Source organism: Oscillibacter valericigenes, assembly GCF_021531435.1.
GTDB lineage: Bacteria > Bacillota > Clostridia > Oscillospirales > Oscillospiraceae > Oscillibacter > Oscillibacter valericigenes_B.
Window position 1 is genome coordinate 23,613 of the sequence record NZ_JAFBIS010000020.1, and the last position, 15,465, is coordinate 39,077.

Here is a 15,465-nt window from a genome sequence, read left to right on the forward strand (position 1 = left end):
GGATCAGACGTGGATGCCGCCCACAAAGTAGGTGTTGTAATAGCCGCTGGTCAGGTCGCTGATGATGACGCCGTTGCTCTTGGAAGAAGAGGAGTGGATAAACTGACCGCCGCCGACATAAATACCGGCATGGGAGCAGGCCTTGCCCGCGTTGCGGCTGGGATCGTTGAAGAACACCAGGTCACCGGGCTGCAGGGCGCCGATGCTGTACACTTTGGTGCCGATGCCGCTCTGCCACTGGCCGGTGGCGGTGTGGGGCAGAGAGTAGCCGTGCTGCTTGTAGATATACATGGTGAAGCCGGAGCAGTCAAAACCGCTGGGGGAGGCGCCGCCGTAAACATAGCGGGTGCCCAGATGCTGCTTGGCGGTCGCCACGATACCGCTGGCGGAGGAAGAGGAATCAGAAGTGGTCAGATCCAGGAAATCGCTGCGGATAAAGCCCTCGGTGCCATATTTGCAGGTGACGTCGTACCAGCCGTCCACGAAGCCGTTGACGGTAACGACGGTGCCGGCATCGACAGAGGCCAGAACCTCGCTGTCCGTGCTGGCGTCAGAGCGGACATTTACGCCATCCGCATTGACGCGGCCGTAGGACTCAAACACATTGTCCTGGTCAATGACCATGTAATCGGCGGAGACAAAGCCGGTACTGCCGTTGAAAGCGACCTTATACCAGCCGTCCAGCGTATCGTCCAGAACGGCTACGGCAACGCCCTTGTCCAGAGTGGTCACGATAGAGGCAGAAGTGGAGGCCTCGGCTCTCATGCGCAGGGAGGAGCCGGTAGTGGCGCCCACGGCGACAGCCATATCTTCCTCGGCAGCCATCGCAAAGCCCGCCAGCAGCATGGTCGCCGCGGCGGAGATGACAAGGACCTTGGCTGCCTTGCTTACGAAGTGTGTCATGGGTGTACGCTTCCTTTCGTCAAGTCTTTTGTATGGGGCGGGCTTACTTTTCCTTTCCGGCAAGCGCCCGTTCCAGCCAAATGGCGGCGATGTCCATCGCGGCGTACAGGCTGTCCTTTTCGCTCTTTTTGACCACCCGGTCACGGGATTTCAGGTCGGGATCCGTCAGCTGGAGCTGGATGGAGACCTTGGTGGCAACATCCAGATCCTGCTCCTTTTTGGTGTCCAGAACCTGCATCATAATGATATATTTCTCAGCCATCGTTCCGTAGTAGATCAGATTGTCTACCCGGCGGAGCGGATGGCCCTTATAGATCAAACCTTCGGTTTTTGCGCTCTTGGATTCTGCCATGGAAACACTCCCTTGAAAAATTGTAACCGAATTGTAACATATTTTTTCCGATTTGTCAACATTGGGACCGGAAAGAAAAAGTGGTAAATGTAACCACTACAAAAAAGAGTGAGTATCCGAAGGGATACTCACTCTTTTTTATAGGATCTCGCGGATGATGCGGGCGATCAGCTCCACCCGGCGGAAAGGCGTCATCACGTAAAGACCGTCAGTGTAAGGCTCAATTTCGTGAGCTACACGGGAGGAAATGGCGGTGGCCAGGGTCTCGGCTTCGTCCCGGTCCTTGTCCTTATACAGCTCGATGATCTCGTCACACACCCGCATTCCCGCGATTTCGTTGTTCAGGAAGCAGGCGTTGCGGTAGCTGACGACGGGGAAGATGCCGCCCAGAATTTTGCCGTTCAGGGTCTCTCTGGCCCGTTTCAGGTTGTCCAGAGCCTCCCGGGACAGCACCGGCTGGGTCAGGAATCCGGCCACGCCGTTTTCCTCCTTTTCCCGTGCCATCTTCAGCTGCATATCAAAGTTTTTGGCGTTGACATTCAGGGCACCGAAAATCTGGAAGGGCGTGGTCAGCTGTTCATTCAGGCCGCTGACGTACCGGGCCAGCTTCCGGGAGTTGAAATTGAACACGCTCTTGACCTCGTCCCGGTCCTCCGTGGGGATGGGATCGCCGGTGACCAGCAGGACGTTGTGGACGCCCTCCATGGAAAGCCCCAGTAACAGCGCTTTGGTAGCGTTCAGATTCCGGTCCCGGCAGGTCATGTGGGGCAGGGGCTCCATGCCCAGCTCCCGACGGAGCTTGCAGGCCAGCAGGCTGCTGTCCGCCCGGGGGCGGCCGATGGGGCAGTCCGCGATGGTAATGGCATCGGCTCCGGCGTCCCGCAGGACCCGGACGCCCTCCAGGAAGGGCGTGATGTTGTCGTCCGCCGGTGGGTCCAGCTCCACGGCGATGACCCGCTTTCCGCTGTTCAGCTTCTCCGCCAGCGTGTTGACGGAGGGGGAACGGCGCTCCTCCGTCTTGACCGGTACGGCGGAAACCGCTTGGGAAGCCGGAGCTTCCAGGGCCTTCGCCGCCTGTGCGATATGGGCCGGGGTAGTGCCGCAGCAGCCGCCCACAATGACGGCGCCCGCCTGAACGATTTGGGCCAGCTTCTGGCCGAAGTATTCCGGCGCACCGTGGTAGACCGTTCGGCGGCCAAGCACCGTGGGATAGCCGGCGTTGGGCATGACGGAGAGAGGCTTTTCCAGGGGAGAGAGCGTTTGGATGTATTCCAGCAGATGGTGGGGGCCGGAGACACAGTTGAAGCCCGCGGCGTCCACCTCGGGCAGCGCGGCGGTCCGGCGGTACAGCTCATCGCCGGAGACGCCGTACCGGGTGACGCCGCCGGGAGCCACGGCGAAGGAGACGATGAGGTACGCCTCCGGGCACTGGGCCTTTAAATGGCGGGCAAGCTCCGGGATGCCGTCATCCGAGGGCAGGGTCTCCACCAGAAAGTGGCGGATACCGCAGTCCAGGAACCAGTCCGCCTGACGGCAGTAGAGCTCGCCGGGGGAAAGGGCGGCATCCTGGGGCGCGGGGCCCAGGTCCGCGAATACATAGGCGTCGAAGGCTGCCGCTTCTTCCCGGGCCAGGCGGCAGGCGGCGCCGATGATGTCCTGCGCCAAGCGCTCGTTTCCCTGTGCCAGGTCAACGCCCACGGAGAAGGTGTTGGTCTTGACGGCCCGGCATCCGGCTTCCAGATAGGCATGGTGGATGGCCCGGACCTCCTCCGGATGGTCCAGACACGCCTGTTCACACCGCTCCTCCGCCCGGCCGGGCAGGGCGGCGAACCAGGTGCCCATGGCACCGTCGAACAGCAGGGGACGGCCCTGCTTCAAATTACTTCTGATGTCCATTATCCCAAGACCTTTCTGGCGATCTCCACCGACTGGCGGGCGTCTTTTGCATAGTAATCGGCGCCCATCTGGGCGGCGTATTCCGGCGTCACCACCGCGCCGCCCACGAAGGTCACGGGGGGCTGAGGCAGCGCCCGGAGCTGGCGGATGGTCTCCTCCATGGCGGGAAGGGTGGTGGTCATCAGGGCGGACAGGCCCACCAGGTGGATGTCCTGCTCGATCGCTGTTTGAACGATGACCTCCGGCGGCACGTCCCGGCCCAGGTCCAGCACCTCGTAGCCGTAATTTTCCAGCACGGTGCGGACGATGTTCTTGCCGATGTCGTGGATGTCCCCCTGGACGGTGGCGATGATGAGGCGGCCCTTTTTCACGGGAGTGCCGCCCTTTTGAGCGATGGAAGTGCGGATGACCTCGAATACGGCCTGGGCTGCCTGGGCCGCGCCCAGGAGCTGGGGCAGGAAGGCTTTGCCTTTTTCATACCGCTCGCCCACCAGGTCCAGGGCGGGGATGAGCCGGTTTTCCACAAGGGACAATTCATCCTCGCTTTGCAGGGCGGTTTTCGCAAGAGCGGCGGCGTCCGCCTGGAGGCCCCGGACGATGGCATCCTCCAGAGTCATGCTGCCGCTGGCGGCAGGGGCGGCGGCAGTGGCCGGTTCGTCGGCAAAGCGGGCGATGTAGGCCTGGCACTGGGCGTCCTCGCCGGAGAGCACCCGGAAGGCGGACACCGCGTCCATCATGGCCTTCTGATTGGGGTTGATGATGGGTAAAGTCAGGCCCGCGTACATGGCCTGAGTCAGGAAGTTTTCCGTGACAAGGGCGCGGTTGGGCAGGCCGAAGGAGATATTGGACACGCCCAGCACCGTCTGCAGGCCCAATTCGTGGCGCACGGCGTGGACGGCTTTCAGCGTTTCCACCGCCTGCTCCTGCTGGGCGGAGACCGTCAGCGTCAGGCAGTCCATCCAGACGTCCTCCCTGGGGATGCCGTAGGACAGGGCCGCGTCCAGGATGCGGCGGGCGATAGCCACCCGCTGCTCCGCCGACTGGGGGATGCCGCCCTTGTCCAGGGTCAGGCCCACCACGGCGGCGCCGTATTTTTTCACGATGGGCAGGATGCGGTCCAGCACTTCCGCCTCGCCGTTGACGGAATTCACCGCCGCCTTGCCGTTGTAGACCCGCAGGCCTGCCTCCAGAGCGGCGGGGTTGGAGGAATCCAATTGTAAAGGAAGGGAAAGTGCGCTTTGCAGGTGCTTCACCACCCGTGGCAGCATGACTACCTCGTCCACGCCGGGGAAGCCCACGTTCACGTCCAGGATGTCGGCTCCGGCGTCCTCCTGCTGGATGGCGACATCCAGAATGTAGTCCAGGTCGTTTTCCAGCAGCGCCTGCTGGAACCGCTTTTTTCCGGTAGGGTTTACCCGCTCGCCGATGACCCGCACGCCGTCCAGACGGCAGGTGGTGACGGGGGTGCAGACGCAGCAGGTATCGTCATAGGTGCGGGGAGCAGGGACTTTTCCCGCCAGAGCCGCTTTCAGGCAGCGGATGTAGTCCGGGGAGGTGCCGCAGCAGCCGCCTACGATGGTGACGCCTGCCTCCACGCAGGGCAGGAGCGCGGCGGCGAAGGCTTCCGGCCCCATGTCGTAGTGGCCGTCCACCGGGTCGGGCAGGCCCGCGTTGGGCTTCGCCACCACCGGCAGCCGGGTGTTCCGGCACAGCTCTGCCAGCAGGGGGGCCAGCTTGTCCGGGCCCAGGGAGCAGTTCAGACCGATGGCGTCGGCGCCCAATCCCTCCAGCGTCCGGGCCATGGCGGAGACGGTGCAGCCGGTAAAGGTGCGGCCACTCTTCTCGAAGGACATGGTGACGAGAGCGGGAAGGGCGGTGTTCTCCTTCACCGCCAACAGGGCGGCCTTGGTCTCGTACAGGTCAGTCATGGTCTCAATGGCCACTAGGTCGGCTCCGGATTTCTCGCCGGCCACGACCATCTCCCGGAACAGGTCATAGGCCCGCTCGAAGGTCAGGGTGCCCATGGGTTCCAGCAACTCGCCCAGAGGGCCCATGTCCAGCGCCACCCGGACGCCGGTCCCGGCGGCAGCTTCCTTAGCGACGGAGATAGCGGCGGTGACGATCTCCTCCACACTGTGGCCCGTCCGGGCCAGCTTCAGGCCGTTGGCGCCGAAGGTATTGGCGTAGACCACCTGGCTGCCTGCCTGAATGTATTCCTCATAGACGCTCCGCAGCAGGGCGGGGTCGGTGAGATTCAGCAGCTCCGGCTGGCCGCCGGGGGGCAGGCCCCGCTGCTGCAAAACGGTGCCCATGGCGCCGTCCAGAATCAAAAATTCCCGGGTGGGGTCGAAAAAATCAAAGGCCACAGGATTTTCCTCCTTTGCGAAGTGTACAGGTATTTCGCATGACACACCAGGCGCAGCCCCGGATGCGGGCCATCTGGGGCTTCTCCGCAAGGCCGATGACGGCGGTGACGGACTTGCCGGGGTTCATCAGAAAGCTGGATGTCACGTGGATTCCCACCCGGCGTTCGGCGTCCAGAACGGCGCAGAGGCCGGGCTGTAGGGAAAGGGGCAGGTCGCCGTAGCCGGGAGAGAAGCGGTCCGTGAGATAGAGACCTGGAAACCGGGCGGCGATGTCCCGCTCCGCCTCGTCGCAGCCCTGTTCCACCAGGGCGCTGCCGCAGGCGTCCAGAATGACGGCCCGGGCCATGTCGCGCACCTGGGCGGACCGCACCATGGCATCAAACTTGGTCCCCAGAGTACAGGCCAGCAGGACGGCTTGGTCACATTGGGCCAGCATTCGTTCGGCGGTTTGGCCGGAGAGCAGGAGTTCCGTTCCAACGAGGCGGAAACCGGCCTCCTCCCGCGCCAGGGGGAATAACTTGTACGTATAGCGTGGCTGGACCTGGGCGGCCAGTTCCTCCGCCACGGCGGCGGCCTGCCGCCGCAGCTCCTCCGGCGGGTGAGGGCCCGCGCCAAGGTAGCGCAGGGCTTCGTCAATATCAGGCAGCACAGGCGGGGCCTCCCTTCTTCAGAATTACTACATATTATATAGGAATTGACAGCGTTTGACAACAAAAAATCCCGCGAGCATTTCGCTCGCGGGATTTTCATCACGGTTTATTGCCCCAGATACCGCCGCACCAGCACCTGCAGCAGCTCATCCCGGTCGATTTTGCGGATGAGGGTGCGGGCACCCATGTGGTTCGTGATATAGGTGGGGTCTTCGGACAGGATATAGCCCACGATCTGGTTGATAGGGTTATAGCCCTTCTCCTCCAATGCCTGATAGACGGTGGTCAGGATTTGGTGGATCTCCGCGTCCTTTTCCATCGCAATGCTGAATTTACGGGTAAAGTCGTCCATACAGACACCACCTTTCTTTCTCTGCCGGGGTTTCAGATACAAGGCTAGTATACTCGCTTTTTGAAAAACTGTAAAGCGTTTCCGAAGGAAATTTACGAAAGATTTTTACTTGAAGCCGTTCACCGGCCGGAACTTACCGCAGGACGGCGTCCAGTTCAGACTTCAGCAGGTCCAGGATGCTCTTCACATCCGCGTCCGCTTCTTCGGCGGTGAGGTTGCGGTCGTCGGCGCGGAGGGTCAGGCTGAAGGCCACGCTCTTCTTGCCTGCGGGGATGCCTGCGCCGGTATAGATGTCGAACAGGGACACGTCCTTCAGCAATCCCTTGGCGCCCCGACGGATGCAGTCCTCCAGCGCACCCACGGTGACGGCCTTGTCACAGACGACAGCAATATCACGGGTGACGGCGGGGAACTTGGGCAGGGGCTGGTAGATGGGCTCGGCGCCGACGCTTGCATACAGCGCGTCGAACCGCAGCTCGGCGGCGTACAGCTCGCAGTCCACGCCGTAGTTGGCGGCCACATGGGGATGGACCTGGCCCAGAACGCCCAGCAGACGGTCGCCGCAGTACACCTTGGCGCAGCGGCCGGGGTGGTAAGAGGGATTCTCCCGCTCCGCCTCGTAGCGGACGCCGGTGATGCGCAGGCCCTCCAGCACCGTTTCCACGGCACCCTTGAGGGTGAAGAAGTCCATGTCCTCGCCGTAGGCGCCCATGGAGAGCACCTTAGGCTCGTCAGCCATGCCGGAGCCGTCATTTTTGGCGAAGTAGGTGCGGCCCAGCTCGTAGAGCTTGGCGGACTTGTTGCGGAAGTTGTAGTTCCGGGTCAGGATCTCCAGCATGGAGGGCAGAGTGGTGGTGCGCATGATGGAGGTATCCTCGCCCAGGGGATTCAGAATCTTCATGGAATTCCGCAGGGGAGAATCCTTGGGCAGGTCGATCTTGTCGTAGTAGGTGGGACTGATGAAGGAGTAGGTGATGATCTCGTTGTAGCCCACGCTGCGGCACAGGGCGCCCAGCTTGTTCTCCGCCTTCTGGACGGGGGAGAAGCCCCGCCGCTCGTTCATGCCGGCGTTCAGGGTGTCGGGGATGTTGTTGTAGCCGTAGAACCGGGCCACTTCCTCGGCAATGTCGGAGTAGTGCTCCACATCGCCGCGCCAGGAGGGCACCAGAATGGTGTCGCCGTCCAGACCGAAGTCCAGGGACAGCAGGATGCGGCGCATCTCCTCCTCGGAGACGTTGGTGCCAAGCAATGCGTTGACCTTCTCCGGCTCCAGCTTGACGGTGGTGGGATAGGCGTCCTTAGCGATGACGTCCATCACGCCGTCCACCACCTCGCCGGCGCCCAGCAGCTCCACCAGCTCGCAGGCCCGCTGGACGGCCTTCATGGTGTTCATAAGGTCCAGTCCCTTTTCGTAGCGGGCGGAGGCCTCGGTGCGCATGTTCAGAGCGGTGGCGGTGCGGCGGATAGAGGCGCCGTTGAAATTGGCGGACTCGAACAGGACCATGGCGGTGTCGCCGATGATCTCGCTGTTGGCGCCGCCCATGACGCCGGCCACGCAGACGGGCTTGTGCTCATCGCAGATGCACAGCATGTTGCAGGTCAGCTTCCGCTCGTTGCCGTCCAGGGTCTGGATGGTCTCGCCCTCCCGGGCGGTACGGACCACGATCTTGCCGCCGTCCACGCAGGAGAAGTCGAAGGCGTGCATAGGCTGGCCGTACTCCAGCATCACGTAGTTGGTGATGTCCACGATGTTGTTGATGGGGCGGACACCGGAGTTCCGCAGCCGTTCCCGCATCCAGGCGGGAGAGGGCTGAATTTTAACGTTTTTCACCAGACGGGCGGTGTACCGGGGGCACAGGTCCGGGTCTTCAATCTCAATGTCCAGCAGCTCAGAGATGTCGCCGCCGCAGCCCTTGATCTCGGGGGTGTGCAGCTTCAAAGGCTTGCCGAAGGTGGCGCTGGCTTCCCGGGCCAGACCGATGACGCTCAGGCAGTCGGGACGGTTGGGGGTGATCTCGAACTCTACCACATGGTCGTCGGCGCCGATGACGGTAGCCATGTCGTCGCCGGGCTTCACGCCGTCTTCATGCAGCACCCAGATGCCGTCAGGGATGCAGTGGGGGAACTCCTTCTGGTCGGCGCGGAGGTCCTCCAGGGTGCAGACGTGGTTCTTGCCGGTGTCATAGGCCACCATGTCGCCCTCATGGATGTTGGCGCAGTCGGTGGAAGCAGCCACCATGCCGCTGCCGGTGTCCAGGGAGCAGGCCCAGAGGAAACCGTCGTCAGAGGTGACGCCGGTGACCCGGGCGGCCACGACCTTGCCGTAGATCTTATGGCCGGGCTGCACGTCGGCGGGGATGGAGGGCTTTGCCGGGTCCAGGGGCTTGTAGTCGTTCAGCAGGGCGGCGGGCTTGATGACGGCGTAGGGATAGTCGTGCTCGGCGGTGAGTCCCAGCTCCTTCAGGGAGCACAGCATACCGTTGGACACCACGCCCCGCAGCTTGCCCTTTTCGATTTTTACGCCGCCGGGCAGCAGAGACTTGTGCTTGGCCACGGGCACCAGATCGCCTTCGTGGATGTTCCAGGCGCCGGTGACGATCTGGGTGGGTTCGTCGCCGCCCACGTCCAGCTGGCAGATCCACATGTGGTCGGAATCGGGGTGCTTCTCCATCTTCACGATGCGGCCGGCCACCACGTTTTTCAGGGATTCGTTCAGGACCTCGGTGACCTCTACCTTGGAGCCGGAGAGGGTCATGGCCTCCGCGAAGTCGCGGTCGCTGACAGGCCCGATGTCCACAAATTCATTCAGCCATTTACGGGATAATTTCATCGTTTTTCCCCTCCTTTTAGAACTGCTCTAAGAAGCGAATATCGTTCTCAAAGATCAGCCGCAGATCGCTGATCTTGAACCGGCCCATAGCCATGCGCTCCAGACCGAAGCCGAAAGCGAAGCCGGAGTACACATCCGGGTCGATGCCGCAGTTGCGCAGCACTTTGGGATGGACCATGCCGGCGCCCAGGACCTCGATCCAGCCCTCGCCCTTGCAGGTGGGGCAGCCCTTGCCACCGCACTTGTGGCACTGGATATCCACCTCGCAGCTGGGCTCGGTGAAGGGGAAGTGGTGGGGACGGAACCGCGTCTTTGTCTCAGGACCGTAGATCTCCCGGATGACGGCGTTCAGCGTGCCCTTCAGGTCGGCCATGGTGACGCCCTTGTCTACCACCAGGCCCTCGATCTGATGGAACATGGGGGAGTGGGTGGCGTCCACCTCGTCCTTGCGGTACACACGGCCGGGGGAGATCATGCGGATGGGCACACCGTGCTCCTCCATGGCCCGGATCTGCATGGGAGAGGTCTGGGTCCGCAACAGGATGCGGGAGTCCTCGGTGAGATAGAAGGTGTCGGACCACTCCCGGGCGGGGTGGTCGTCGGGAGTGTTCAGCTTGGTGAAGTTGTAGTCCTCCTGCTCGATCTCCGGGCCGTCCATGATCTCAAAGCCCATGTTGATGAAAATTTCTTTGAATTCATCCAGCGCGGTGTACATGGGGTGCTTGTGGCCGATCTCCACCTTTTTGCCGGGGATGGTCACGTCCACGGTCTCGGCCTCCAGCTTGGCCTCCAGGGCCTTCTCCGCCAGAATGGAGGACTGCGTCTCAATGGCCTTCTCCACGGCGGCGCGGACCTCGTTGGCCATCTGGCCCATGACGGGCCGCAGCTCGGCGGACAATCCGCCCATCTGCTTTAAGACGGCGGTGAGCTCGCCCTTCTTGCCCAGGTACTTGACCCGCAGGGCTTCCAGGTCGGCGGCAGCCTGGGTGCCGGCGATGGATTCCAGCGCACCCTTGCGAATGGCTTCCAGTTGTTCTTTCATATCGGATACTCCTTTACTTGGATGTGATTGATGAGAGGGCAAAACAAAAAGCCCTCCGTCCCATCTTGGGACGAAAGGCTGTTCCTTCCGCGGTACCACCCAAATTCGCGCCCTGAGGCACGCACTTGAAGCCCCAATAACGGTGGGCATCCGGCCGTGTCTCCACGGCGGCTCCCGGGCGAACCAAACCGGGCGTCCGCAGTCTGGCTCGCAGCCGGTGACCAGACCTCTCTTGGCGGCGTATCGCGGTTATTTTCCCGTTCATCGCTGATAACAACTAACACTTATACCATATAAAATAATGAAATGCAAGAGAAAAATCCCCATCCCGCCGGATTTTGACGGGATGGGGGAGCAAACTCAATCCTCACCCTTGTAAGGATTCATGGCAATGTGGACCACGCCACAGAGAATACCGCCCACCGGGAACACCCACCAGGCGGTGCCCCAGGTGTTCCGGGTGAAGCCCAGGCCCACGTAGATGGCGGTGGCGGTCAACATGATGGCGCCGCTGACAGCGCCTGCCAGATCCAGACGGCGCTTGGCATCCGGGTCGGGGTTGTTGTCCCGGTTGTATTTCCAGACCTTATATTTGTCCTCCTGCATGCCGCCGTAGACGAAGGAGAACACAGCCCCGGCGATGAGCAGCATAAAGACGGCGGCGGCAATGGACTCATACGGCTCTTTTTCCGGCAAAAAAGCGAACACACCGATCAGCAGCACCACGCCGAACAAAATGGCGCCTACGCCGCCCGCGATGTACCAGACGAATTTCTGGTGGAAGGCGTCTTTTTCTTCCTCGGTATAGAAATCCTGGATGACGGGGTGTTTTTTGCGGAAGTTGTCGTACTGGATGCCGCTGGTCACGATGACCACCACGGAGATTGTCACGATCAACATGAACAGCGCAACCGCCAGCATACGGAAAGAGTCAGAAGGGTTGAATGCGCAGAGGAGTATCATCAGTGCCACGCCTGCGATGATTGCGGAGATGGACAGGGCCATCCGCAGAGAGAATCGATTCATGAAATCATTATACCGGGCGGTATCGCTGACCCGGCTCTCCTCCACGCTGCCCCGGAGCAGGGTGTCCATATTGACATCGTAGAGATCACAGATACGCAGCAGTGTGTCCATTTCGGGGAAACTGGCGCCGCTCTCCCACTTGCTGACGGACTGGCGGGAGACGTTCAACTGCTCAGCCAGTTGTTCCTGAGTGACGCCTCCCTGGGTGCGGATGAATTGCAGGTTGTCAGAGAAAGCCATGGGGAAAACCTCCTGTGTGTTTGATGGCCTGATGATACCGGAGCACCGGCCGCAACGCCAGCGATTTTGTGTTGCGTTTGGAGATTTTGGCGTCAAGTTTCGGTTGCATTCCTTATTTTATCAGGGTTTCGGCGGGATGGGAAGGGAAAATAAAGGAAGTGATTGAAAAACCGCACCACTCTTTTTATAATGAGGAAAAACGATGCGGGAGGATACCGAAATGAAGCTGGCGACGGCGGCGGAGATGAAGGAACTGGACAGGCAGGCCATCGAGGAGCGGCACATCCCCTCCATCGACCTGATGGAACGGGCGGCGGAGGGTGTGGCTGAAGCGGTATTGCGGCTGCTGCCGGGCCACCCGGGAAAGCACTGCCGGGTGAGCGTGTTCTGCGGCGCGGGGAATAACGGCGGAGACGGCATTGCAGCCGCGCGGTTGCTGTTCCTTGCAGGCGTGCGGGTACGGGCGTTTCTGGTGGGGAACTACGAAAAGTTGACCCCGGACGCTCTGGAGGAGACCCGGCGTTTATCGGAATGCGGTGTGGAGCTGGAGCCCTACGACCCGGAGAATCTGAACCAGAGCGCCTGGGCCAGAGGGAGCCATGTGCTGGTGGACGCCGTTTTCGGCGTGGGATTGTCCCGGGAAATCGCACCGGAGAGCCGCTTTGGACGGGCCATCCGGCTGATGAACGAGTGCCCCGGCGCGGTGGTGGCGGCGGATATCGTCAGCGGCGTGGAAACAGACACCGGGCGGGTATTGGGCTGCGCTGTCAAAGCTGACAAGACAATTACCTTTACATATAAGAAAATCGGTCAGGCCATTGGAGACGGCGCTCTGCTGTCCGGGGATGTGACGGTTTGGGACATCGGTATTCCCAAGGACCTGTATATTACCAGCCGTGCCCAGACCGTGGAAAGTGCCTTTGTCCGGGACGCTCTGCCGCGGCGGAAGTTGGACGGCCACAAGGGGGACTTCGGCAAGCTGCTGGTTATCGGCGGCGCGGTGGGCTATACCGGCGCGCCGTACCTGACGGCATCCGCCGCCGTGCGGAGCGGCTGCGGGCTGGTGTACCTGGGCGTCCCGGAGAGCATCTGGGCGGTGGAGGCCGAAAAGTGTGTCTCCGCCATGCCGTTCCCGCTGCCGGAGAAGAATGAACTGTTAAGTGATAAAGCCTTACAGCAAATCCTGGAGAAGCTGGACATCTGCGATGTGCTGGCCCTGGGCCCCGGCCTGGGCCGGAGCGACCGGGTGACACGGCTGGCCTGCGACCTGCTGCGTCAGACGGAAAAACCGGTGGTGCTGGACGCAGACGGCATAAACGCCCTGGAGGGACATATAGATGTGTTGGACGCCCGCCGGGGACGGGTCACCATTCTGACGCCCCACGACGGGGAATTTGCCCGTATTGGCGGAGACCTGTCCGGCGGGGACCGGCTGGCGGCAGCCAGAAATTTTGCGGCTGCTCACGGCTGCATCCTGGTGCTGAAGGGCCACCGCACCGTGACCGTCGGCCCGGAGGGGAACGCCCTGGTGAATACCACAGGCAATTCCGGCCTTGCCAAGGGCGGCAGCGGCGATGTGCTGACGGGCGTCATCGCGTCTTTGCTGGCCCAGGGAGCCTCGCCCATCCGGGCGGCGGCCGCCGGTGTGTGGCTCCACGGACGGGCGGGCGACCTGGCGGCGGAGGAGCTGACGGCCTACGGTATGACGCCGGAGAATGTGGTGGGCCATTTGCCCCGGGCGTTTTTGGAAGTGACTTCTGGAAAATAGGAGGAGATCTCAGGTGCGCAAATGGATGTGCGTACCAATGATAGCCCTGTGCCTGCTGCTGACAGCCTGCGGCGGTGCGGGAGAGGAACAGGACGCGGCGGACCTGCGGGACCGCTACCACGATATGACCGGATGCTCCATGGAGGCCGCGGTGACCTGTGACCAGAACGGGGCGGAGTGGACGGCGGAGCTGAAATGTGAGTACGTTCCCGGCGGAGAGAGCACAGTGGAGGTGCTGTCGCCGGAGACCATCGCGGGGGTAAAGGCCGTCCTGCGGGACACGGACTGGTATCTGGAATACCAGGGAAAAACCCTGGACGCCGGGTCTCTCAGCCGGGAGGAGATCAGTCCGGCGGCATGCCTGCCCCGGCTGATGAACGCCCTGCGGGACGGCTGGCTGCTGGAGGAAAATGAGGAGACCTGGAATGAGGTGCCCTGCCTGCGGATCTCCGTGGACCAGAGCGGCACCCAGGACGGAAAGATCGTCTCCACGGTTTGGCTGCGGCAGGACGATGGAACACCGCTGCGGGGGGAGGTCTCCGTGGACGGAAAAATAATTTTGACGGCGGAGTTTACGGCCTTTTCCTTTTATGATACAATAGACAACCAGGGGGCTTGACCCCGTAAACAAGAAGGTGACCCATGTATGGAAGATACGATCCTGCGGCGGACCTGGGCGGAGATCGACCTGGACGCCCTGGCACATAATTACCGGCAGGCCCGGAAGCGCATCGGCCCCGGCGTCAAATACCTGGGAGTGGTGAAAGCCGACGCCTACGGCCACGGCGCGGTGCAGGTGGCCCGGAAACTGGAATCTTTGGGAACCGACTACCTGGCGGTGTCCAGCCTGGACGAGGCCCGGGAGCTGCGGCATGAAAACATTCAGGCGCCCATCCTGATTTTAGGGCACACGCCGCCGGAGATGGTGCCGGAGCTGATCCGCTACAACATTACCCAGACCGTCTCGGCCCAGGCCAAGGCGGAGGAATACGATGCTGCCGCCGCGCTCTGCGGCGGGCGGCTGAAGGTCCACATCAAGGTGGATACCGGCATGAGCCGCTTGGGGTTCCTGGTGCGGGACGGCCACTTTGACGGCGGCGTGGAAGCCATTGCCCGGTCCTGTGACCTGCCCCACCTGGAGGCGGAGGGCATTTTTACCCATTTCTCCGCGGCGGACGAGGACGATGAGCCAAGCGAGGCCTATACCTGGGAGCAGTTTCAGGTATTCAGGAACGTTTTGAAAGCTCTGGAGGCTCGGGGGCGGAGCTTTGCCATCCGCCATTGTGCCAACAGCGGCGCGCTGGCCCGTTACCCGGAGATGTATCTGGACATGGTGCGTCCCGGCATCGCCCTGTACGGCGTGGGGGCTGACGCGCCCCGGCTGGGCCTGCGGCCGGTGATGTCCTTGAAATCCTGCATTTCCACCATTAAGGTCTTTGACCCGGATACGGACATCAGCTATGGCCGGACGTTCCACACCACGGGAAAGACCCGGGTGGGCGTGCTGCCCATCGGGTACGCCGACGGCTTTTTCCGGGGCCTTTCCAACCGGGCGGCGGTGGTGACCAGCCATGGTCCGGCGCCCATCCGGGGACGCATCTGCATGGATATGACCATGGTGGATCTCAGCAATCTGCCGGACGTCCATGTGGGCGACGCGGTGGAACTGTTCGGCCAGCGCCAGCGGGTGGACGACCTGGCGGCGGTGCTGGGGACCATCCCCTACGAACTGACCTGCGCCGTCAGCAAGCGGGTGCCGAGACTGTACATGGAAAACGGAGAGGTTGTGGAGCGCAGCCTGCGGATGCTGTAAAAGCAGGTCAGTTCGCCGCCGCAAATGCGGCGTACAAGCGTTTTGGCGGAGCCAAAACCTTGAAATCGACGGAATTCATTTCCGGCGATTTGAGTAGGATCGAGGGGCCCCCGCTGTGACGTAAGCGAAGCGGGTCACAGTGGGGAGTCTGACCTGCGCCGTCAGCAAGCGGGTGCCGAGACTGTACATGGAAAACGGAGAGGTTGTGGAGCGCAGCCTGCGGATGC

Annotated in this window: 12 protein-coding genes; 3 read left to right on the forward strand and 9 right to left on the reverse strand. The window is 62.1% G+C overall.

The annotated features are described in order from the left end of the window. Positions 1–3: 3 nt before the first annotated feature. The 9 genes from JQM68_RS10760 to JQM68_RS10800 all read right to left on the reverse strand — a co-directional run bounded on the left by JQM68_RS10760 (position 4) and on the right by JQM68_RS10800 (position 11,657). Entirely contained in the window at positions 4–903 is a 900-nt protein-coding gene (locus JQM68_RS10760) for a C40 family peptidase (RefSeq protein ID WP_235223007.1), read from the reverse strand. A 43-nt stretch (positions 904–946) separates the two neighbouring features. Beyond that, on the reverse strand, positions 947–1,255 hold the full coding sequence (locus JQM68_RS10765; RefSeq protein WP_235223008.1) for a hypothetical protein: 309 nt from the start codon (positions 1,253–1,255) through the stop codon (positions 947–949). Between the two features lie 138 nt (positions 1,256–1,393). Continuing rightward, positions 1,394–3,151: a bifunctional homocysteine S-methyltransferase/methylenetetrahydrofolate reductase gene (locus JQM68_RS10770; RefSeq protein WP_235223009.1), complete on the reverse strand. Its 1,758-nt coding sequence runs from the start codon at positions 3,149–3,151 to the stop codon at positions 1,394–1,396. Continuing rightward, positions 3,151–5,517: a homocysteine S-methyltransferase family protein gene (locus JQM68_RS10775; protein WP_328283732.1), complete on the reverse strand. Its 2,367-nt coding sequence runs from the start codon at positions 5,515–5,517 to the stop codon at positions 3,151–3,153. Before JQM68_RS10775 ends, JQM68_RS10770 begins: the two co-directional genes overlap by 1 nt. Beyond that, positions 5,507–6,166 carry a vitamin B12 dependent-methionine synthase activation domain-containing protein gene (locus JQM68_RS10780; RefSeq protein WP_235223010.1) on the reverse strand — a complete coding sequence of 220 codons (660 nt, stop codon included), beginning with the start codon at positions 6,164–6,166 and terminating at the stop codon, positions 5,507–5,509. The genes JQM68_RS10775 and JQM68_RS10780 overlap by 11 nt, the downstream gene beginning before the upstream one ends. A gap of 107 nt (positions 6,167–6,273) precedes the next feature. Next, the gene (locus JQM68_RS10785; RefSeq protein WP_235223011.1) at positions 6,274–6,519 is read right to left on the reverse strand and encodes an IreB family regulatory phosphoprotein; all 246 of its coding nucleotides are present in this window, start codon (positions 6,517–6,519) and stop codon (positions 6,274–6,276) included. 133 nt (positions 6,520–6,652) lie between these two features. After that, entirely contained in the window at positions 6,653–9,349 is a 2,697-nt protein-coding gene (gene pheT / locus JQM68_RS10790; protein WP_235223012.1) for a phenylalanine--tRNA ligase subunit beta, read from the reverse strand. A gap of 16 nt (positions 9,350–9,365) precedes the next feature. Next, positions 9,366–10,391, reverse strand: a complete 1,026-nt coding sequence (pheS, locus tag JQM68_RS10795) for a phenylalanine--tRNA ligase subunit alpha (protein ID WP_235223013.1) — start codon at positions 10,389–10,391, stop codon at positions 9,366–9,368. A gap of 360 nt (positions 10,392–10,751) precedes the next feature. Then, positions 10,752–11,657, reverse strand: a complete 906-nt coding sequence (locus tag JQM68_RS10800; RefSeq protein WP_235223014.1) for a helix-turn-helix domain-containing protein — start codon at positions 11,655–11,657, stop codon at positions 10,752–10,754. Between the two features lie 220 nt (positions 11,658–11,877). Here JQM68_RS10800 and JQM68_RS10805 point away from each other — a divergent pair, with 220 nt between their 5' ends. From JQM68_RS10805 to alr, 3 genes are read left to right on the forward strand one after another with little or no spacing between them, the layout of a single operon-like run. After that, positions 11,878–13,425, forward strand: a complete 1,548-nt coding sequence (locus JQM68_RS10805) for an NAD(P)H-hydrate dehydratase (protein WP_235223015.1) — start codon at positions 11,878–11,880, stop codon at positions 13,423–13,425. 13 nt (positions 13,426–13,438) lie between these two features. Next, positions 13,439–14,044 carry a hypothetical protein gene (locus tag JQM68_RS10810; RefSeq protein ID WP_235223016.1) on the forward strand — a complete coding sequence of 202 codons (606 nt, stop codon included), beginning with the start codon at positions 13,439–13,441 and terminating at the stop codon, positions 14,042–14,044. 27 nt (positions 14,045–14,071) lie between these two features. After that, positions 14,072–15,238, forward strand: coding sequence for an alanine racemase (gene alr / locus JQM68_RS10815; RefSeq protein WP_235223017.1), 1,167 nt, complete (start codon positions 14,072–14,074; stop codon positions 15,236–15,238). Positions 15,239–15,465 lie beyond the last annotated feature (227 nt).